Genomic DNA, 18,613 nt, shown 5'->3' with positions numbered 1-18,613 from the left:
AAGTCCCGGGGGAGGGCACGTGTTCGACAGTCCGCTCTCGGCGTCGGCCTACGAGGTGCTCGCGGTCGACCCCGAGGTCGACGACGAGACGTTGCGCAAGGCGTACCGCCTGCGCCTGAGGCAGACCCACCCCGACACCGGCGGCGACGCGGCCGTGTTCATCCAGGTGCAGCGGGCGTGGGAACTCGTCGGCACACCGGATGCGCGCGCGGCGTACGACCGCGGGCACGGGTTCGGCGAGGCGGCGGCTCCGGAGTGGTCGGGCTGGCGGCCCCCGGCAGCCCGGTCCGACACCCGTCCGCGCGCCCGCTCGTACGGGCACCCCGGCGGCTGGCGCCGCGAGCGGTATCTCACGCTGATCCGCGAGTGGGCGGGGCGCGGCGTCACGCTCGAGGACCCGTACGACCCCGCGCTCGTGCGCTCGGCGCCGGTGGCATTGCGGCGCCTGCTCGCCGACGCGCTCGCCGAGGAGGCGACGGCCCGCGTCGTGGCCGACCTCGGCATGGGGTACACGGTGTGGCACGACGTGGCGGCCGCCGGGCGCCATGGTGACCCCGACGCGAAGGTCGACCACATCGTGCTCGGCCCGAGCGGTCTGTACGGTGTGCTGTCGGAGGACTTCGGCGGCCCGGTGCGCATCCGCCGCGGCGAGTTCGTCGGCGACGGCGTGCCCGGCACTCCCCTCGCCGAGCTGCTCTCGCGCATGCGCGTGATCGCGCGCGCCGCGGGCGTGCGGTTCAGCGGCGCGATCGTGGTGCTGCCCGACGAGGACGTGCTCACCCCCATCGACGAGATCGGCCGCGTGCGCGGCGTGCGGGTGGCCGTGGTCTCGCGCAGCGCGCTGGCCACGGTGCTGCGCCGCGGCATCACCGGCGCCCGCGACATCGGCGGCAACGAGGTGTTCGACTACCGCACGCGTCTGCAGCAGACCGTGCGCTTCGCGTAGCCGGGCGTCGCGGCCGGGCGCGGCGCGCGGCGGTGCAGCGATCGTGCGTTCTCGCCGAGCTGACACGTTGCGTGCGCGGCGATCATGTCGTCTCGGCGAGATCGCGCGATGTCGACGGATGCTGCCGGCCGGGGGCGCGTCACGCGCGCCGGGGCGGCGGCGGTCAGGCGTCGCGGGCCTGGCGCAGCCAGCGCTCGATGCCCGAGATGTGCACCTGGGTGACCGCCGTGGCGAGCTCGATGTCGTGGTCGGCGATCGCGTCGAGGATCGCGCGGTGCTCGGCGAGCGTGCGCTCGACGGCGCCCGCCTGGGTGAGCCCGCGCCACACACGGGCCCGCACGGTCTGGCTGGTGAGGCTCTCCAGCAGGCTCGCCAGGTAGTCGTTGCCCGCGAGCCGCGCGATCGCGCTGTGGAACCGCACGTCGTGCTCGACCAGGGACTCGATGTCGGTGTCGGTCGCGACGCCCCGGATCTCGGCATCCAATCCCGCCACGTCGTCGTCATCCGCTCGCTGCGCCGCCAGCCCCGTCGCGTGGGACTCGAGGACGCGACGAACGGCGAAGATCTCCAGCAGTGAGTCGTCGTCGTGGAGGTCGACGACGAACGAGATCGCCTCGAGCAGCAGCTTCGGCTCGAGGCTCGTGACGTAGGTGCCGTCGCCGCGCCGCACGTCGAGCACGCGGATGACCTCGAGCGCCTTGACGGCCTCGCGCATCGAGTTGCGCGAGAGTCCGAGGCGCTCGGCGAGGTCCTTCTCGGGAGGCAGGCGCGACCCGGGGGTCAGCTCGCCGCGAACGATCATGTCCTTGATCTTCTCGATCGCTTCGTCGGTGACGGCCACGGGCTCATCTTAGACATCGGATGTCAAGAACAAACGGATGCTGCTACCACCGCGCGTCGGCGGCATGATGTTGACATGCGAGTCGTGGACGGACACCTCCATCTCTGGGACCCCGAGGCCCTGACCTACGAGTGGCTCGAAGGACCTCTGCTCCGATCTTTCGGGCCTGACGAGCTCGACATCGCGTTGCAGGACGCCCCCGACGCGGACTGCCGCTTCGTCTTCGTGCAGGCGGAGTGCGCGCCCGAGCAGGCGATCGCCGAGGTCGACTGGGTCACGTCGCTGACCTCCCGCGTCCCGGTGCGGGGCATCGTGGCACGCGCACCGCTCGAAGACCCCGAGGCGTCCGACGAGCACCTCGCGGCGTTCGCGGAGCGGCCCGTCGTCGTCGGGGTGCGACGCCTGCTGCAGTCCGAGCCGGAGGGGTTCTGTCTGCGGCCGGGATTCCTGCGCTCGGCGGAGGCGGTGGCCGCCGCCGGACTCACCTTCGACGCGTGCGTGCGGTGGGAGCAGCTGCCCGATGTGGTCGCCTTCGCCGACGCCCTGCCCGACCTCGCCATCGTGCTCGACCACCTGGGCAAGCCCGAAGTGGGATCGCCCGGCGACGTCGAGCCGGCGGACGGCACGCCGTGGGCGGAGTCGCTCCGCGACCTCGCACAGCGCCCGAACGTCGTGTGCAAGCTCTCCGGCCTGCCGGCGGAATCGACGGGCGAGTGGACCGACGCCCAGGTGCGGCCGTTCCTCGACGTGGCGCTCGACGCCTTCGGCCCCGACCGCCTGCTGTTCGGCAGCGACTGGCCGGTCTCCGGTCCGTACGGGCGCTGGCTCGACACGGTGACGTCGTGGCTGGCCGACCGTGTCGGCGAGCACCGCCAGAAGGCGGTGCTCGCCGAGAACACGGAGCGCGTCTACCGCCTGGGGTAGCGGCATCCGTCCCGCCGCAGGCTCTGCGGCGCGCACCCACGATCCGCCTCGTTCGACAGGTCAACCGGCGTTCCGCAGGACGATCGCCGGGGATTCGTCCTGTGGAAGCGCGGTTGACCTGTGGAACGGATGCCGCGGCGCGCGCGGCGCGGCGGCGTCGTGCGGTGCGGGCCTGCTCGACGGGTCAACCGGCGTTCCGCAGGACGATCGCCGGTAGGGCGCTCCGCGTGTCGTGGAGTCGGTCCCTGCTCCTTTCGTTTCAGGCTGCGATTGCAGCGGGTCGGGTTGTGAGTCGGGTCATGGTCTCGGCGGGGGTGGCGTAGCCGAGGGTCTGGTGCCGGCGTGTGGTGTTGAAGTGTTCGATGTAGTCCGCGATCTCTCGGGTCGCGTGGCGGCGGGTGGTCAGCTGCAGCCAGCGGAGTCGTTCGTTCTTGATCTTCGAGAAGAACGATTCCGCGACCGCGTTGTCCCAGCATTCGAAGTTCTCACCCATCGAGCGGCGGATGCCGTGACGGGTGCAGAAGCGGGCGAACCGTTTGGAGCGGTACTGGGTGCCGTGGTCGGAGTGGAAGATCGCACCGGGCTGGACGTGACCGGTCGCCTGGGCACGTTTCATGGCGGCGACGACCAGCTCCGCGGTCTGTCGTTTCCCGGTTGCCCAGCCGATCACCATGCGGGTGGCCAGGTCGATGACGGTCGCCAGATACAACCAGCCCTCCGCGGTGGCGACGTATGTGATGTCGCCCACCAGCACCGTCCCGGGCCGGATCGTGTCGTTGAAGCGGCGCTGCACCAGGTCGGCGGGGTCCGGTGTGCGTCGGGCACGCGCGGCCGCCTTCCGATACGCGGCCCGGGCCGCGGGAGCCATCACGCCCAGATCCCGCATCACCGCGAGCACGGTCTTGTCGTTGACGCTGTAGCCGTCGGCGCGCAGTGTCGCGGCGATCTTGCGGTGCCCATCCGCGCGGCCGGACTGCACGAACGCACCCAGCACTCGCGAGGTCGTCTGCCACCGCCGCGATTCCCGCGCCGACAGCGGCCGGCTCTGACGGGCGTGATATCCGGACTCGGACACACCGAGCTTGCCGCACAGGTACTTGATCCCGAAGTCTGCCTTCAACCCATCGATCACTTCGAATTTCTCCGACGCAGTGAGATCGCCTGGGTGAAGGCCCGCGCTTTTTTCTCGAACTCGAGATCCTTCTCCAACTGCGCGACCTGGTTCTCCAGCGCCCGGATCCGCCGCTTCGCGGCATCCGTCATCGAGCCCTCCGGATCGATGTCCGCGTTGCGCGCCTGCACGACCCACTGGTTCAACGTCTTGTCATTGATGCCCAACTCCGCGGCGATCTCCAAGATCGTGCGCCCCTTCGACGACCGAACGATCCGCACCGCCTCGGCCCGCTCGGCCGGCGTGTACTGATGGCGCCCACCAGCCCGGGGATCCTTACTCCCTGAGTTCATCTCCTCCACAGGACCAGACTCCACCATCGCTGGGGCACCCCACGGGGATTCGTCCTGTGGAAGCGCGGTTGACCTGTGGAACGGATGCCGCGGCCCGCCCCGTCTACCGCCGGGCCTGAGCGATCAGGAGCCGGCGGGGCGCAGGCGGAGCGGCGACATCCCGCCGTCCACCTCGATGTAGGTGCCGGTCGTCGAGCCCGACGACGGGCTCACGAGGTAGAGCACGGCCCCGGCGACCTCGGCGGCCGACACCAGCCGGCCGTGGGGCTGGCGGGCCTCGAGGGCGGCGCGCTCGGCCACGGGGTCCGGGGCGCTCGCGAGCAGGCGACCGATCCACGGGGTGTCGGCGGTGCCGGGATTGACGGCGTTGACGCGGATGCCCTCGCGCAGATGGTCGGCGGCCATCGCACGGGTGAGCGAGAGCACGGCGCCCTTCGAGGCGCTGTACAGCGCACGCTGCGGCAGGCCCGCGGTGGCCGCGATCGACGACGTGTTGCAGATCGCGGCGGACGGGGACTTCCGCAACCACGGCAGCGCCGCCGCCGTGACGCGCGCGATGCCGGTGACATTGATGGAGAAGACGCGCGCCCATTCGGCATCGTCGTTCGCGGCGATGTCGCCCTGCGCGCCGACCCCCGCGTTGTTCACGAGGATGTCGATGCGCCCGAACCGATCGCCGACGGCGGCGATCGCCCGGTCGACCGCGGCGCGGTCCGACACATCCGCGGCGAACGCGGCGAAGCGCGGGTCGGCGCCCGACGGATCGAGGTCGAGCACCGCGACCTCGGCGCCCTCGTCGGCGAGCGCGGTCGCGATCGCGGCGCCGATGCCCGACGCCCCGCCCGTCACGACGGCGACGAGGCCGTCCAGCTGCTGCCCGCTCATCGGCGCGCCTCCCATGCGACGAACTCCTGGCGCTGCGCGCCGAGACCCTCGATCTCGATGTCGACGACGTCGCCCGCCTTCAGGTAGGGGAACTTCCCGCCGAACGCCACGCCCTGCGGCGTGCCCGTGAGGATCAGGTCGCCGGGCTCGAGGGTGACGAACTGCGACAGGTGGTGCACGATGGCGCGCACGTCGAAGATCATGTCGCTCGTGTTCGAGTCCTGACGGGGTTCGCCGTTCACGAAGCTCTTCAGGCCGAGGTTCTGCGCGTCGACCTCGTCGGGTGTCACCAGCCACGGACCGGTCGGGTTGAAGCCGTGCGCGATCTTGCCCTTCGACCACTGCCCGCCCGAGATCTCCATCTGGAACGTGCGCTCCGAGACGTCGTTGGCGACGACGTAGCCGGCGATGTGCGCGTCGGCCTCGTCAGGGCTGTCGAGGTACGCCGTGCGGCCGCCGATCACGACGCCGAGCTCGACCTCCCAGTCGGTCTTCTCGCTGCCGCGCGGGATCGTCACGGCGTCGTTCGGTCCGACGACCGTGTTCGGGGTCTTCAGGAAGATGATGGGCACGGTCGGCGGCTCCGCACCGGACTCGCGCGCGTGCGCAGCATAGTTCTGTCCGATGCAGATCACCGCGCTCGGTCGGGCGATCGGGGCGCCGATCCGCAGCCCGGCGGCGCCTGCGAGCTCGGGGAGGAGTCCTCCGGCGATGGCGGCGGTCGTCCGGCCGACGGGGTCATCGGCGAGGAATCCACCGTCGACATCGGATGTGAGCGGGCGCAGATCGAGGTAGCGATCTGCGTCGAGGACGACGGGGATCTCACTGCCGGACTCGCCGAGGCGCGCGAACTTCATGGCTCTCCTGGATTTCTCGATGCGGGGCGGCGTCGATGCCGTCGCGGCCCGCGGGCGTGATTGACAGTATAGACATCCGATGTTTACACTTCGAGCGGTTCGACTCCCCGAACCGCGAACCGCTGGAGAACGCCCCGTGAGCCGCATCGTCGCCTTCGAGACGACAGACATCCGATTCCCCACGTCGCTGAGCCTCGACGGCTCCGACGCGATGAACCCCGACCCCGACTACTCCGCCGCCTACCTCCGTATCGTGACGGACGCCGGGGACCGCGTCTCGGGGCACGCCTTCGTGTTCACGATCGGTCGGGGCAACGACGTGCAGGTCGCCGCCCTCGACGCCCTCGCCGGGCATCTCGTCGGGCGCGAGCTCGAGCCGCTCCTCGACGACATGGGCGCGACCAACCGCGAACTCATCGGCGACTCGCAGTTGCGCTGGCTCGGTCCCGAGAAGGGCGTCATGCACATGGCGATCGGCGCGGTCGTCAACGCGCTGTGGGACATCAAGGCCAAGCGCGCCGGACTCCCGCTGTGGCGGCTGCTGTCGCGCATGAGCCCCGAGGAGCTCGTCGCCCTCGTCGACTTCCGCTACCTCACGAACGCCCTCACCCCCGAGGACGCGCTGCAGATCCTCCGTGCCGCCGAGCCCGGCCGCGCCGGGCGGGAGCGCGAACTCCTCGCCACCGGCTACCCGGCGTACACGACCAGCCCCGGCTGGCTCGGGTACTCCGACGAGAAGCTCGCGCGCCTGTGCCGCGAGGCGATCGCCGACGGCTTCGGTCAGATCAAGCTCAAGGTGGGTGCCGACCTCGACGACGACATCCGCCGGCTCCGCGTCGCCCGCGAGGTGTGCGGCCCGGGCTTCCCGATCGCGATCGACGCGAACCAGCGGTGGGAGGTCTCGGAGGCGATCGACTGGGTGAACGCGCTCGCCGAGTTCGACCCCGCGTGGATCGAGGAGCCCACGAGCCCCGACGACGTGCTCGGCCACGCCGAGATCGCGCGCGGCATCGCGCCCGTGCGGGTCGCCACGGGCGAGCACGCGCAGAACCGCGTGATCTTCAAGCAGCTGCTGCAGGCCGGCGCGATCTCGGTGATGCAGATCGACGCGGCCCGCGTCGGCGGCGTCAACGAGAACATCGCGAACCTCCTGCTGGCGGCCAAGTTCGGTGTGCCGGTGTGCCCTCACGCGGGTGGCGTCGGGCTCTGCGAGGCCGTGCAGCACCTGTCGATGTTCGACTTCGTGGCCGTCACCGGCACCCGCGAGGGCCGCATGATCGAGTACGTCGACCACCTGCACGAGCACTTCGTCGTGCCGACCGAGGTGCGCGGCGGCGTGTACGTGGCGCCGACCGCGCCCGGCACCGGCATGGAGATGAAGGCGGCCAGCCGCGCCGAGTACGAGTTCGGGACGACGGATGCCGCGGCCTGAGCGCGCTGCTCTCCAGAACCCCGCGCTCACACGTCTCGGCTACGGCGCGGCGAACGTCGGCAACCTGTTCCGCGAGCTCAGCGACGACCAGGCCTGGTCCATCCTCGACGCGGCGTGGGAAAGCGGCATCCGCTACTACGACACCGCTCCGCACTACGGCCTCGGGCTGTCGGAGCGGCGTCTCGGCGAGTTCCTTCAGACCAAGCCGCGCCACGAGTTCGTGATCTCGACGAAGGCCGGGCGCCTCCTCCGTCCCAACCCCGACGACGACGGGGGCCTCGACCTCGCCGCCGACTTCCACGTGCGGACGACGCTGCGCCGCGAGTGGGACTTCTCGGAGGAGGGCGTGCGCGCGAGCCTCGAGGAGTCGCTCGAGCGCCTCGGTCTCGACCGCGTCGACGTGCTCTACCTGCACGACCCTGAGCGCCACGACCTCGACCTGGCACTGCGCGAGGCGTTCCCCGCGCTGGAGCAGCTGCGCGCCGAGGGAGCGGTCGACGCCATCGGCATCGGCTCGATGGTGAGCGAGGCGCTCGCCGCGGCCGTCGAGAACGCCGATCTCGACCTCATCATGATCGCCGGCCGGTACACGCTGCTCGAGCAGCCGGCCGCGGATGCCGTGCTGCCCGCGTGCCACGCGCGCGGCACCGGGGTGGTGGCAGCATCCGTCTTCAACTCCGGACTGCTCGCGAAAGACGAACCGTCGCGCGACGACCGCTACGAGTACGGACGCATGCCGGAGCCGCTGTGGGAGCGCCTGCAGGCGCTCCTCGCCGTCTGCCGCGCGCACGAGGTGCCGCTGCCTGCTGCGGCCGTGCAGTTCCCGCTCCGCGACGCCGCCGTGCGTTCGGTCGTCGTCGGCAGCAGCCGTGCCGAGCAGCTGCGCCGGAACGCGGAGCTCATGGCGATCGACATCCCCACCGCGCTGTGGGACGATCTGGCCGCCGCAGGTCTCATCCGCTGACGAAGGGATCCTCATGCTTGAGGGCATCGACCCGCTGCTGACGGGGGAGCTGCTGCTCCACCTGGACCGCATGGGCCATTCCGATGCGGTGGTGATCGCCGACGCGCACTTCCCGGCGTGGGCGATCGGCACACGCGTCGTCGACCTGCCCGGCACGACGACGCCGGACGTGCTGGCGGCCGTTCGCAGCGTGGTGCCGCTCGACGACGCGCCCGCGCTCGACCTGATGGCGTCCGCCGACGGCGAGGTGCTCGACGTGCAGCGCGAGCTCTCCACCGCGGCCGGCGTCGAGGATCCGCGATACGTCGACCGGTTCGAGTATTACGAGCTCGCGAAGACCGCGTACGTGATCGTGCGCACCGGGGAGACCCGCACCTACGGGAACGCGCTCCTGCGCAAGGGCGTCGTCGGGCACCCGTCCGCCTGAGCGGATCTCGGCACCGCCTCAGCCGTTGAGGCCGAAGAGGTCCAGCGGGTGCGTGAGGCGCCACCACGGCGACGGCTCGGTGATCTCCGCGGCGAGCGTCAGGTCGACGGTGGTCGCATCGAGCGGTCCGGTGACGCTGAGGGAGCCGACGACATCGCCGGCGTCACGGCTGTCGCCCAGGTTGTAGGTCGTCGCGACGGTGCCGCTGCCGCCGTTCCACAGGATCACCGATGCGTCGCCCGACGTGACGATGTCGACCTTGTCGCCCCACAGCGTCTCGACCTGACCGGCCACGGTGCTCGCCGTCACCGAGGGCTTGGGCTGCAGCTCCGCCTCCATCTGCGCGTACAGTGCGCGCGACGCGGCGAGCCGGGCCTCGTCGTTCGGCTGGCCCAGCACCGACGCGTACAGCCGCACCGTCGTGTCGCCGATGGTGACGTCCTTCGCCGACAGCAGGTTCCAGGCGTCGAGTGTGCCCGTCTTGAGCCCGACGACGCCCGGATCGGCGAGGAGTCCGTTCGTGTTCTCGACGTGGCCGGCGCCGGGGAGGTCGACCGATCGCTTGGCCACGATCTCGGCGATGACCGGGTTCGCGAGCGCCTTCTGCGCCAGCGTCACGAGGGCCTCGGGACTCGCGGCGTTGCGCGGATCCATGCCGGTGGGCTCCCGAACAGTGATGCCCGGAACGCCGTGGGCGCTCAGCCACGCGTTGGCGGCGGAGGCGTACACGGCGTCGGAGGGCCAGATGCCCTGCGCCAGGCGATCGGCGTAGTTGTTCGCCGAGCCGATCAGCATGCCCTCGAGCATCTGGTATTCCGTGAGCGAGCCGCCGACAGGGACGTCGAGCGCGGACTCGCCGCCGGAGCGGTACTGCCAGTAGCGCGAGCGGTCGGCGGACGTGAAGCGGTACTCCGGCCCCTGCTCGCCCACAGCGAGCGGCATCTCCTCCAGCACGACGAGCGCGGTCACGATCTTGGTGATGCTGGCGATGGCGTCGGGGTCGGCCGTGGAGGCGAGCGTCCCCGGGATGCCGGCGACGGCCTCGGCCGCGCTGCCCTGCGCGGGCCACGCGGGCGCGGCGGCGGGCGCCGGGATCGGCTGTACCTGGACCGCGGTCACCGTGGGCGCCACCGCATGCAGCGGCCACAGCAGCGTCGTCCCCGCGTAGGCGCCGAGGACAGCCGCGATCGCGAGCGTGGGCACGACGACCGCGGCACGGAACGGCGAGCGCCGCGGGGCGTCGGAGAGGAGGTCGGTCTCGACCGCGACGTACGGAGTGGATGCCGCGGTCAGGTCGACAGGCGCCGCGCCGTGCTCGACGACGCTCTCGTCGACCCAGGCGAGAGCCGTGCGACCGTCGGGGATGCCGGTGACCGTCGGGGCGGCCGTCACCCCGGGGAGGGCGAAGCCCGACGGGTCGAGCGGGTCCGTCGGGTTCCACGTCGCGACCGTGGGCACATCGGCGATGGGCACGGTCGCGATCGTCGGCGCCATGGCGGACACGTCCACGGGAGCGGTGCTCGTCGGCGGGTAGACAGTTTCCGTCTCACCCGTCTGGATCGTGAGGATGCCGCCGTCCGGGGCATCGTCGGACGCCGGCGTCGACACGGCACCGGTCCGCACGCGTCGCGCGCGACGCGAGGGTGCCGGGGTGTCGTCCGATGTCACGCACCCAAAATACCGCTCAAGCGGCGGTATACTCGTCGCCACAACCACGGGAGTCCGGTGAGCCGGGCTGAGAGGAAGCGACCCACGCTTCGACCGTCGAACCTGATCCGGATCATGCCGGCGCAGGGAGGAGCTCATATGCACGCGTCCACGTCCGCATCCACCCCCGTCGCGGACCACTCGCAGCCCCCGCGCAGCCTGCGCTGGCGGGTCGTCGACATCGTCGTCGCGGCGGTGCTCGGCGTCGCGATCGGCCTCGTCTTCTGGCTCTGGAACACCGTCGGCGGCACCTGGTTCGTCGCGATGGACGGCCTCACCCCCGGTCTCGGCGGCATCGCCGTCGGCATCTGGCTCATCGGCGGCGTGATCGGCGGCCTGGTCATCCGCAAGCCCGGCGCGGCGCTGCTGGTCGAGGTGATCGCCGCCCTGGTCTCGATGCTCATCGGCAACGTGTGGGGCGTCTCGACGCTCTTCTCGGGCCTCGTACAGGGCCTCGGCGCGGAGCTGGTGTTCGCGATCTTCCTCTACCGTCGCTTCACGCTGCCCGTCGCGATGCTCGCCGGTGTCGGCGCCGCGGTCGGCGCCTGGGTGTTCGAACTGTTCTACGGCAGCTCGCCCAACATCCTGAAGACCCTCGAGTTCAACGTCATCTACCTGGTGTCGCTGGCGGTCTCGGGCGCCCTCCTCGCGGGCGTCGTCGGCTGGTTCGCCGTGCGCGGGCTCGCCGCGACCGGCGCTCTCAACCGCTTCGCGGTCGGACGCGAAGCGCGCCGCGAGGTCTGACGTGAGGGTGACCCACCCGGCTCGCATTACAGCGGCGGGCTGGGGCTGGCGCTACGGCGGGCGACGGGCCCCCGCCGTCCGCGACGTCTCGTTCACGATCGAGCCCGGCCAGCGGGTTCTGCTGCTCGGAGCGTCGGGCGCGGGCAAGTCCACGCTCCTCGCCGGCATGGCGGGCCTCCTCGGCGGCGCCGACGAGGGCGACGAGACCGGCTCGCTCCTCATCGACGGTGAGCGCGCCGAAGCCCACCGAGGCCGCGTCGGGCTCGTCCTGCAGGACCCCGATGCCGGCGTCGTGCTGTCGAAGGTGGGCGACGACGTCGCGTTCGGCTGCGAGAACCTCGGGGTGCCGGCGTCCGAGATCCCCTCCCGCGTGGCCGAGGCGCTCGACGCCGTCGGACTCGACGTGCCCCTCGCCCGCGCGACGAAGGCGCTCTCGGGAGGGCAGAAGCAGCGGCTTGCGCTCGCCGGCGTGCTCGCGATGCGCCCCGGCGTGCTGCTGCTCGACGAGCCCACCGCCAACCTCGACCCGGACGGCGTTCGCGAGGTGCGCGACGCCGTCGAGCGCGCGGTGCGCGAGACCGGTGCGACCCTCGTCGTGATCGAGCACCGCACCGCGGTGTGGGCCGACCTCATGGACCGCGTCATCGTGGTCGGCGCCGACGGCGGACTCCTCGCCGACGGCACGCCGGCCGAGGTGTTCGCGCGCCACAGTGCCGCGCTCGCCGCCGCGGGGGTGTGGGTGCCGGGCCGGCCGGTCGACCTGCCCGTGTTCGACGCAGCGCCGGCGGACGCGCCGACGGCGGTGGCAGCATCCGCTCTCTCGATCTCCCGTGACGGCCGCACGATCGTGCGCGCGGGGCTCGACCTCGCCGTCCCACAGGCCGCGGCGACCGTGATCACCGGGCCCAACGGCGCCGGCAAGTCCACGCTCGCACTGACGCTCGCAGGACTGCTCCCCGAGGCGGCGGGACGCGTCGAGGCGGCACCGGAGCTGGCCGGCCGCTCGGGCCGCCGGCCCTCGAAGTGGACGTCGCGCGAGCTGCTCACGCGCATCGGCACCGTGTTCCAGGAGCCCGAGCATCAATTCCTCGCGTCGACGGTGCAGGGCGAGCTCGCGATCGGGCCGCGGTCGCGCGGCGTCGACCCGGCCGCCGTCGACCAGATCGTCGGCGAGCTGCTCGAGCGGCTGCACCTCGCGCCCCTCGCCGCCGCGAACCCGTTCACGCTGTCGGGCGGGCAGAAGCGCCGGCTCTCGGTCGCGACCGTGCTCGCCGACGCGCCGCCGGTGATCGTGCTCGACGAGCCGACCTTCGGTCAGGACCGCTGCGGCTGGATCGAGCTCGTGCAGCTGCTGCAGTCCGAGATCGCCGCGGGCACGACGGTCGTCGCCGTGACCCACGACGAGGACGTGCTGCACCACCTCGGCGGCCACCGCATCGAACTCGGCGCGCCCCAGCACGTGGGGGTGGGATCGTGACCGCCGTCGACGCGCGCGCCGACGTCGAGGCCGCGCCGCGGGCGTGGCTCGACGGCGTCAACCCCGTCACCAAGGTCGTGCTGGCGCTGCTGCTGTCGGTGCCGCTCTTCGCCTCGATCGACGCCACCAGCGCCCTCGTGGCGATCGTGCTCCAGCTCGCCTGCATCCCGCTGACCGGCTTGGCAGCCATGACGGTGCTGAAGCGGATGCTGCCCATCCTGGTCTTCGCGCCGGTCGCGGGTGTCAGCATGCTGCTGTACGCAGAACCCGGCGGTACCGTCTACTGGTCGTTCTGGTACGCGACGATCAGCGACGACTCGATCGCCCTGGCGATCGCGGTGTGCCTGCGCGTGGTCGCGCTCGCGCTGCCGACGATCCTGCTCTTCGGCCGCACCGACCCCACCGAGCTCGCCGACGCGCTCGCCCAGGTCGCGAAGCTGCCCTCGCGGTTCGTGCTCGGCGTGCTCGCGGGCACCCGCACGCTAGGGCTCTTCCTCGATGACTGGCGCAGCATGAGCCTCGCCCGTCGCGCGCGCGGCGTCGGCGACTCGGGCGCCATCCGCCGGTTCTTCTCGATGGCGTTCGTGCTGCTCGTGTTCGCGGTGCGTCGCGGCACCAAGCTCGCGATGGCGATGGAGGCGCGCGGCTTCGGCTCCGGCATCCCGCGCACGTGGGCGCGGCCGTCGCGCCTGCACCCGCGCGACGCCGTGGCGCTGCTCGGCGGCACCGTGATCATGGCCTTGGCGATCGGCGCCGCGGTGGCCGCGGGCACCTTCCGGTTCGTCTGGTCCTGAGCTGCCCGGGAGTCAGCCCCCGGCGACGAGCCGCTCGTAGCCGGGCTGCAGGGCCGGGAAGTAGTCGTCCCACTTCACGGTGCCGACGTCGACCCCGGCCTGCGCCGCGACCAGGCGATCGAGATAGTACTCCCAGCCCGGGCCGATCGAGCCGACCTCGTCCTCGGGGCCCAGCCGCTGACCGAACGTGAGCACGGTGTCGCCGTGCTCCTCCTGCGCGAGCTCGAACCACAGATGCCACGCACCGGATCCTGCCGAGGTGTCGCCGGCGAAGCGCCGGGGGCGATCGCACTCGAGGATCGTGTACTCCTCGCCCGCAGCATCCGGATCCTCCGCCGTCATGAAGAACGTGACGTGCCCGTGTGCCGGATCCCCCTCCCATCGGCCGATCCAGCGCTCGAGTCGCGCGGAGTCGGTGAGCTCGCGCCACACCTCGTCGGCCGTCGCGCGGAAACGCCGCAGGATCACGAGGTTCGGCTTGCCGTCGATGTCGCAGACGTTGCCGGTGATGTCGGTCATGTCGCGTTCCAGAGCTCTCGGTAGTAAGACAGGCGCTCGCGATCCGGGTCGATCCCGTACGCCTCGATGAGGGCGTCCTCCCATCCCTCGCCATAGTTCCACGCCGTCGACATCGACGCCACGGCGATGTCGGCCCAGCGGTCGGCGACGCCCAGTGCCCCGAGGTCCATATGCCCGCTGAACCGTCCGTCGTCGCCGATCAGCGTGTTGGGGCAGCACGCGTCACCGTGGCATACGACGAGCCGGTCGATCGGCGGCGCGTCGAGAAACGCCTCGGGAACACGGATGCCGCGTCCCGCCGCGTTCTGGATCCGCCCGGGCACGCTCCAGTCGAAGGGGCAGTCGTCGACCGGCAGCGCGTCGTGCAGGGCGCGAAGACCCCGGCCGACCGCGCGGACGGCGGTGGCGGCATCCGTGATCCATCGCGGATCGACCGCCGACAAGCCCGGCAGCGCCGCCGTCACCATCCATTCGTGTCCGTCGTCGCCTCCGGCCTCGAGCACCCGCGGCACAGCGATGTACGCGGCCGCCCACCGCAGTCGCTCGGCCTCGCGCGCGAACGACGTCTCGGCGTTGCGGGGGCCGTACTTGAGGTACCTGCCGTCGTCGGTGCGGAAGGTGAGGCCGCCGAGTTCGTTGGCCCAGACGGGGGTGAGTTCCGCGCCGCGCGCAAGCGCACGCACGCGTTCGGGGACGGCGACGTCTTCGACGGGGATCGACACGCTCCCATCCTGCCGGGCGCTCAGGACGCCTGCCGCACCGCGCGCCACCGGCGTGGTGGGATGGGGGCATGCCCACCACGCGCGCCACCCGCCGCCGAGGACCTCTCACGGCACTCGAAGGCGCGGAGCCGGCGGTCGCGATCGGCGACACCGCGGCGCGGCACGTGCGGCTCTCGCCCGAGGGGCTCTCCCGTCACATCGGCGAGCCCCGGTCGCAGTTCGTGCCGTGGGCCGAGGTGCACACGGTCACCGTCGATCCGCCGGCGACCTGGTGGCCGTACCCGGCGATCTCCGACATGGCGGCGGCGCTGCTCGGCGGCGTGGCCGCAGGCCTCGAGACCGGCGAGGCGGCCGAGACGCCGACCTTCCTCGTCGTGATCACGACGCTCGACGGGGAGCGGCTGGAATGGCGCGCGACGCAGCACTATCTCTCGGGTTACCGCCGCGGCGACGCACAGGTGACGGCGCGGCTGGTGGAGTACCTGACCGCACGTGGCGAGGCGCGCCTGCTCCTCGCGCGGCCCGCCGAGCTGATCGACCGCATCTCGGCCCTCACGCGCATCGGTCCGCAGTTCGGGCCGTGACGGCCCCGGCGAGCGCCCGTTAGCCTGGTCCCGCGGCGCCGCCGACTGGTGAGCGATGGGACTGAGTCCCGCGTATGCTGATACGCGGTTCCGCAGAATCCGGACTTCGAAGGAGAATCCATGGACCTCACGGGCACCGCCGCACTCGTCACCGGTGGCGCGAGCGGGCTGGGCCTCGCCACGGCACGGCGTCTCGCCGCAGCGGGCGCGACCGTCACGATCGTCGACCTGCCGACCTCGGCGGGCGCCGACATCGCCGCAGAGCTCGGGGGATCGTTCGCGCCGGCCGACGTCACGAACCCGGAACAGGTGGCTGCCGCCGTCGCCACGGCCGCAGCATCCGCTCCCCTCCGCGTCGTCGTGAACTGCGCCGGCATCGCCCCGCCCGCCAAGGTGCTCGACCGCGAGGGCAACCCGTCGCCGCTCGAGGGCTTCGAGCGGATCGTCCGCGTCAACCTCATCGGCACCTACAACGTCATCTCGCAGGCGTCGGCCGCGATCGCGAAGAACGAGCCCACCGCCGACGGCGACCGTGGCGTCATCGTGAACACCGCGAGCGTCGCCGCGTTCGACGGCCAGATCGGGCAGCCGGCGTACTCGGCGTCGAAGGGCGGCGTGCACGCGATGACGCTGCCGATCGCCCGCGAGCTCGCGCGCTACGGCATCCGTGTCGTGACGATCGCGCCCGGCATCATGGAGACCCCCATGCTGATGGGCCTGCCGCAGGCCGCGCAGGACTCCCTCGGCGAGCAGGTGCCGTACCCGCAGCGTCTCGGCAAGCCCGACGAGTACGCGCGCCTGGTCATGTCGATCGTCGACAACGGCTACCTCAACGGTGAGACCATCCGCCTCGACGGCGCCATCCGCATGGCACCGAAGTAAGGAGAAACGTGAGCGACTCGATCCTCGTCACCCGCGACGGCGCCCTCGCGCGCGTGACCTTCAACCGGCCGGCGTTCCTCAACGCGATGGGCTTCGAGATGGGTGCCCGCTGGCGCGACGTCGCGCACGAGCTCACGTCCGACGCGTCGGTGGGGGCCATCATCGTGGATGCTGCAGGCCCGGCCTTCTGCGCCGGCGGCGACGTGCTCGAGATGGCGACCTCGGGGGCGTCGGGCGCGGAGGTCACCGGCGCCGCGCACACGATCCACGACGGCATCCGGACGTTCGTCGAGTCGGACAAGCCCATCGTCGCCGCGGTCCAGGGCGCGGTCGCGGGCGGCGGACTGGGGCTCATGCTCACGGCCGACTACATCGTCGCGTCGGAGCACTCCAAGTTCGTCAGCAAGTACGCCAACATCGGGCTCACCCCCGACCTCGGCGTCTCGACGCTCCTGCCGGCCGCGGTCGGCCAGCGCCGCGCGCTGCAGCTCCTGCTGCAGGATCTCACGATCGACGCCCCGACGGCACTCGACTGGGGCCTCGTGACCGAGGTCGTGCCCGCGGCCGACGTGGCCTCCCGCGCCCAGACGGTGGCGCGGTTCTGGCTCGACAACGCCACCGGTGCCTTCGGGCAGGCCAAGCGCCTCGTCCGCACCGGCGCTGGGCGCTCGTTCGCCGAGAACCTCGACGACGAGGCGCGCTCGATCGGCGCCCGCTTCGACACCGGCGACGCCAGAGCGCGCGTCGCGGCCTTCGCCGCATCATCCGCCAAGTCCCGATCCTGACTTCCTGACCTGAGGAGACCCCGATGAGCGACAAGCCCCTCGCCGGCAAGACCATCCTGATGTCGGGCGGCAGCCGCGGCATCGGCCTCGCGATCGCGCTGCGCGCGGCGCGCGACGGCGCCAACATCGCGCTGCTGGCCAAGACCGACACGCCCCACCCGAAGCTCGAGGGGACCGTGCACTCGGCGGCGGAAGCGATCCGCGCGGCCGGCGGCAACGCGCTGCCGATCGTCGGCGACGTGCGCAACGACGACGATGTCACCGAGGCGGTGCTCAAGACCGAGGGCGAGTTCGGCGGCATCGACATCGTCGTGAACAACGCCTCGGTCATCGACCTGTCACGCTCGCTCGATCTCGACGCCAAGAAGTACGACCTCATGCAGGACGTCAACGTGCGCGGCACGTTCATGCTCTCGCGCGCCGCGGTGCCGATTCTGAAGGATGCTGCGAACCCGCACATCCTCTCGCTCTCACCGCCGCTCAACCTGTCGCCGAAGTGGCTGGGCGGGCACACCGGCTACACCCTCGCGAAGTACGGCATGACGATGGCGACGCTGGGGATCGCGGCGGAGTTCGCCGAGGCGGGCATCGCCGCGAACACGCTGTGGCCGCGCACCACCATCGCCACCGCGGCCGTGCAGTTCGCCCTGGGCGGCGACCGCATGATGAAGGTGAGCCGCACGCCCGAGATCTACGCCGACGCCGCGTACGAGATCTTCACGAAGCCCGCGCGCGAGTACACCGGCCAGACGCTCATCGTCGAGGACGTGCTCGAGGCCGTCGGCGTGACCGACTTCTCGGGTTACGCCGCGGTTCCGGGAACCCCCGACTCGGCGCTGTTCCCCGACATCTTCCTCGACTAGAGCTCCGAGCGAGTCCCCGGTCCCGCCGAGACCGGGGACTCGTCGCGAAACCGGGGTCGTCGCCCTCGGTCTCGGCGGGGATCCCCTGTCTCGAGCGGGCGTGGCGGCGTACCGTGGGGCCATGGCGGTGCGGAGCCTGTTCCCGATCCTGCTGACCCGCGAGCTCCCCGAGCTCGTGAGGTTCTACGAGCGAGCGCTCGGTGGAACGGTCGACTACCGGTTCCCCGACGAGCACGGCGCCGACGCCTACGTGTCGCTGAAGATCGACGGTGTCTCCCTCGGGATCGGCCGTGACGCGGACGCGCTGCCGCCCGGTGCGGGCGAGCGGGTCGGACTGTGGTTCTACGTCGACGACGTCGACCGTGCCTACGCGGCCTGGGTCGCCGCCGGAGGACACCCGATTCAGCCGCCCGCTGACATGCCATGGGGCGAGCGCGTCGCGCAGGTGCGCGATCCCGCCGGCAATCTCGTGAACCTCGGCGCGTAGGCCCCCGCCGCTCACAGCTGACGCGCGCCGCGCGCGGCCGCGAGGCCGGGGACGCAGCATCCGCTCTCCCGCCGTGAGTGCCGCGTGCACGCCGAATGCGCCGCCGGCGACGGTGCTCGACGGCGTCCGCGAGGATGATTCCCGAAAGTGAGAATCCGCTAAAACACTGGCGTGGTGACGTTACCAGTGTTAGCTTTCCTTCGGAATCAGAGGACGGCGTGCTCACCGGAGAGCGCAACGATGCGACGTCGCATCGCCGAGATCTTCCGGGAGTGTCTCTGTTCGATTCGTCGCGCGTTCCGACGTGTC

At 71.6% G+C, this 18,613-nt stretch carries 21 protein-coding genes and 1 riboswitch; of the genes, 13 read left to right on the top strand and 8 right to left on the bottom strand.

Annotation, left to right across the window (positions count from 1 at the left end; translation table 11 throughout):
- The first annotated feature begins 19 nt into the window (after positions 1-19).
- Positions 20-946 carry a DnaJ domain-containing protein gene (locus tag ACEYYH_RS19480; RefSeq protein WP_374975945.1) on the top strand — a complete coding sequence of 309 codons (927 nt, stop codon included), beginning with the start codon at positions 20-22 and terminating at the stop codon, positions 944-946.
- A 163-nt stretch (positions 947-1,109) separates the two neighbouring features.
- Here the strand turns inward: ACEYYH_RS19480 and ACEYYH_RS19475 are convergent, their stop codons facing one another.
- A complete protein-coding gene (locus ACEYYH_RS19475; RefSeq protein ID WP_374975944.1) occupies positions 1,110-1,787 on the bottom strand; it encodes a FadR/GntR family transcriptional regulator in 678 nt (225 codons plus the stop codon).
- A 75-nt stretch (positions 1,788-1,862) separates the two neighbouring features.
- Between ACEYYH_RS19475 and ACEYYH_RS19470 the strand changes: the two genes are divergently transcribed.
- A complete protein-coding gene (locus tag ACEYYH_RS19470; protein ID WP_374975943.1) occupies positions 1,863-2,711 on the top strand; it encodes an amidohydrolase family protein in 849 nt (282 codons plus the stop codon).
- A 259-nt stretch (positions 2,712-2,970) separates the two neighbouring features.
- Here the strand turns inward: ACEYYH_RS19470 and ACEYYH_RS19465 are convergent, their stop codons facing one another.
- From ACEYYH_RS19465 to ACEYYH_RS19450, 4 genes are all read right to left on the bottom strand, one after another.
- Positions 2,971-3,843, bottom strand: coding sequence for an IS3 family transposase (locus ACEYYH_RS19465; protein WP_374975770.1), 873 nt, complete (start codon positions 3,841-3,843; stop codon positions 2,971-2,973).
- Positions 3,840-4,175, bottom strand: coding sequence for a transposase (locus tag ACEYYH_RS19460; RefSeq protein ID WP_374978152.1), 336 nt, complete (start codon positions 4,173-4,175; stop codon positions 3,840-3,842). The genes ACEYYH_RS19465 and ACEYYH_RS19460 overlap by 4 nt, the downstream gene beginning before the upstream one ends.
- A 123-nt stretch (positions 4,176-4,298) precedes the next feature.
- Positions 4,299-5,060 (bottom strand): SDR family NAD(P)-dependent oxidoreductase, encoded by a 762-nt coding sequence (locus ACEYYH_RS19455; RefSeq protein WP_374975942.1) that lies wholly within the window; start codon positions 5,058-5,060, stop codon positions 4,299-4,301.
- Complete coding sequence (locus tag ACEYYH_RS19450) at positions 5,057-5,917, bottom strand: fumarylacetoacetate hydrolase family protein (RefSeq protein ID WP_374975941.1); 861 nt, start codon at positions 5,915-5,917, stop codon at positions 5,057-5,059. Before ACEYYH_RS19450 ends, ACEYYH_RS19455 begins: the two co-directional genes overlap by 4 nt.
- 136 nt (positions 5,918-6,053) lie before the next feature.
- On the opposite strand from ACEYYH_RS19450, the gene ACEYYH_RS19445 reads away from it, so the two are divergent.
- The 3 genes from ACEYYH_RS19445 to ACEYYH_RS19435 are packed head-to-tail and all read left to right on the top strand — an operon-like array spanning position 6,054 to position 8,740.
- Positions 6,054-7,349, top strand: a complete 1,296-nt coding sequence (locus ACEYYH_RS19445) for an L-fuconate dehydratase (RefSeq protein WP_374975940.1) — start codon at positions 6,054-6,056, stop codon at positions 7,347-7,349.
- Positions 7,336-8,313 (top strand): aldo/keto reductase, encoded by a 978-nt coding sequence (locus ACEYYH_RS19440; RefSeq protein ID WP_374975939.1) that lies wholly within the window; start codon positions 7,336-7,338, stop codon positions 8,311-8,313. Before ACEYYH_RS19445 ends, ACEYYH_RS19440 begins: the two co-directional genes overlap by 14 nt.
- 13 nt (positions 8,314-8,326) lie before the next feature.
- A complete protein-coding gene (locus ACEYYH_RS19435; RefSeq protein ID WP_374975938.1) occupies positions 8,327-8,740 on the top strand; it encodes an RbsD/FucU family protein in 414 nt (137 codons plus the stop codon).
- Between the two features lie 18 nt (positions 8,741-8,758).
- Here ACEYYH_RS19435 and ACEYYH_RS19430 read toward each other — a convergent pair whose 3' ends face one another.
- Entirely contained in the window at positions 8,759-10,408 is a 1,650-nt protein-coding gene (locus tag ACEYYH_RS19430; RefSeq protein ID WP_374975937.1) for a D-alanyl-D-alanine carboxypeptidase family protein, read from the bottom strand.
- A gap of 36 nt (positions 10,409-10,444) precedes the next feature.
- Positions 10,445-10,554: riboswitch (TPP riboswitch) on the top strand.
- On the opposite strand from ACEYYH_RS19430, the gene ACEYYH_RS19425 reads away from it, so the two are divergent.
- The 3 genes from ACEYYH_RS19425 (at position 10,547) to ACEYYH_RS19415 (ending at position 13,462) form a co-directional block, all read left to right on the top strand.
- A complete protein-coding gene (locus ACEYYH_RS19425) occupies positions 10,547-11,191 on the top strand; it encodes an ECF transporter S component (RefSeq protein ID WP_374975936.1) in 645 nt (214 codons plus the stop codon). It overlaps the preceding riboswitch by 8 nt.
- A 1-nt stretch (position 11,192) precedes the next feature.
- On the top strand, positions 11,193-12,668 hold the full coding sequence (locus ACEYYH_RS19420) for an ABC transporter ATP-binding protein (protein WP_374975935.1): 1,476 nt from the start codon (positions 11,193-11,195) through the stop codon (positions 12,666-12,668).
- Positions 12,665-13,462 carry an energy-coupling factor transporter transmembrane component T family protein gene (locus ACEYYH_RS19415; protein WP_374975934.1) on the top strand — a complete coding sequence of 266 codons (798 nt, stop codon included), beginning with the start codon at positions 12,665-12,667 and terminating at the stop codon, positions 13,460-13,462. Before ACEYYH_RS19420 ends, ACEYYH_RS19415 begins: the two co-directional genes overlap by 4 nt.
- Positions 13,463-13,474: 12 nt before the next feature.
- Here the strand turns inward: ACEYYH_RS19415 and ACEYYH_RS19410 are convergent, their stop codons facing one another.
- Positions 13,475-13,981 (bottom strand): SRPBCC domain-containing protein, encoded by a 507-nt coding sequence (locus tag ACEYYH_RS19410; protein WP_374975933.1) that lies wholly within the window; start codon positions 13,979-13,981, stop codon positions 13,475-13,477.
- Positions 13,978-14,703 carry a phosphotransferase gene (locus tag ACEYYH_RS19405; protein WP_374975932.1) on the bottom strand — a complete coding sequence of 242 codons (726 nt, stop codon included), beginning with the start codon at positions 14,701-14,703 and terminating at the stop codon, positions 13,978-13,980. Before ACEYYH_RS19405 ends, ACEYYH_RS19410 begins: the two co-directional genes overlap by 4 nt.
- Positions 14,704-14,771: 68 nt before the next feature.
- On the opposite strand from ACEYYH_RS19405, the gene ACEYYH_RS19400 reads away from it, so the two are divergent.
- The 5 genes from ACEYYH_RS19400 (at position 14,772) to ACEYYH_RS19380 (ending at position 18,304) form a co-directional block, all read left to right on the top strand.
- Entirely contained in the window at positions 14,772-15,287 is a 516-nt protein-coding gene (locus ACEYYH_RS19400; protein ID WP_374975931.1) for a hypothetical protein, read from the top strand.
- A gap of 120 nt (positions 15,288-15,407) precedes the next feature.
- Positions 15,408-16,169 carry an SDR family NAD(P)-dependent oxidoreductase gene (locus ACEYYH_RS19395; protein ID WP_374975930.1) on the top strand — a complete coding sequence of 254 codons (762 nt, stop codon included), beginning with the start codon at positions 15,408-15,410 and terminating at the stop codon, positions 16,167-16,169.
- A gap of 8 nt (positions 16,170-16,177) precedes the next feature.
- Positions 16,178-16,954 carry an enoyl-CoA hydratase/isomerase family protein gene (locus ACEYYH_RS19390; protein ID WP_374975929.1) on the top strand — a complete coding sequence of 259 codons (777 nt, stop codon included), beginning with the start codon at positions 16,178-16,180 and terminating at the stop codon, positions 16,952-16,954.
- 23 nt (positions 16,955-16,977) lie between these two features.
- Entirely contained in the window at positions 16,978-17,817 is an 840-nt protein-coding gene (locus ACEYYH_RS19385) for an SDR family oxidoreductase (protein ID WP_374975928.1), read from the top strand.
- A gap of 121 nt (positions 17,818-17,938) precedes the next feature.
- A complete protein-coding gene (locus tag ACEYYH_RS19380) occupies positions 17,939-18,304 on the top strand; it encodes a VOC family protein (RefSeq protein WP_374975927.1) in 366 nt (121 codons plus the stop codon).
- The last annotated feature ends 309 nt before the right edge of the window (positions 18,305-18,613 follow it).

Origin of the sequence: Microbacterium trichothecenolyticum (genome assembly GCF_041938625.1) — a bacterium.
Taxonomy (GTDB): Bacteria; Actinomycetota; Actinomycetes; order Actinomycetales; family Microbacteriaceae; genus Microbacterium; species Microbacterium trichothecenolyticum_D.
Note: the sequence above shows the minus strand (reverse complement) of the source record. Positions and strands in the feature narration are given on the sequence as shown.

Excerpts from the sequence above, each read along its gene's own strand:
- ACEYYH_RS19470 (WP_374975943.1), top strand. The coding sequence starts at position 1,863 with ATGCGAGTCGTGGACGGACACCTCCATCTCTGGGACCCCGAGGCCCTG.
- ACEYYH_RS19425 (WP_374975936.1), top strand. The coding sequence starts at position 10,547 with ATGCACGCGTCCACGTCCGCATCCACCCCCGTCGCGGACCACTCGCAG.
- ACEYYH_RS19450 (WP_374975941.1), bottom strand. The coding sequence starts at position 5,917 with ATGAAGTTCGCGCGCCTCGGCGAGTCCGGCAGTGAGATCCCCGTCGTC.
- ACEYYH_RS19455 (WP_374975942.1), bottom strand. The coding sequence starts at position 5,060 with ATGAGCGGGCAGCAGCTGGACGGCCTCGTCGCCGTCGTGACGGGCGGG.
- ACEYYH_RS19380 (WP_374975927.1), top strand. The coding sequence starts at position 17,939 with ATGGCGGTGCGGAGCCTGTTCCCGATCCTGCTGACCCGCGAGCTCCCC.
- ACEYYH_RS19385 (WP_374975928.1), top strand. The coding sequence starts at position 16,978 with ATGAGCGACAAGCCCCTCGCCGGCAAGACCATCCTGATGTCGGGCGGC.
- ACEYYH_RS19435 (WP_374975938.1), top strand. The coding sequence starts at position 8,327 with ATGCTTGAGGGCATCGACCCGCTGCTGACGGGGGAGCTGCTGCTCCAC.
- ACEYYH_RS19395 (WP_374975930.1), top strand. The coding sequence starts at position 15,408 with ATGGACCTCACGGGCACCGCCGCACTCGTCACCGGTGGCGCGAGCGGG.
- ACEYYH_RS19410 (WP_374975933.1), bottom strand. The coding sequence starts at position 13,981 with ATGACCGACATCACCGGCAACGTCTGCGACATCGACGGCAAGCCGAAC.
- ACEYYH_RS19460 (WP_374978152.1), bottom strand. The coding sequence starts at position 4,175 with ATGAACTCAGGGAGTAAGGATCCCCGGGCTGGTGGGCGCCATCAGTAC.
- ACEYYH_RS19400 (WP_374975931.1), top strand. The coding sequence starts at position 14,772 with ATGCCCACCACGCGCGCCACCCGCCGCCGAGGACCTCTCACGGCACTC.
- ACEYYH_RS19440 (WP_374975939.1), top strand. The coding sequence starts at position 7,336 with ATGCCGCGGCCTGAGCGCGCTGCTCTCCAGAACCCCGCGCTCACACGT.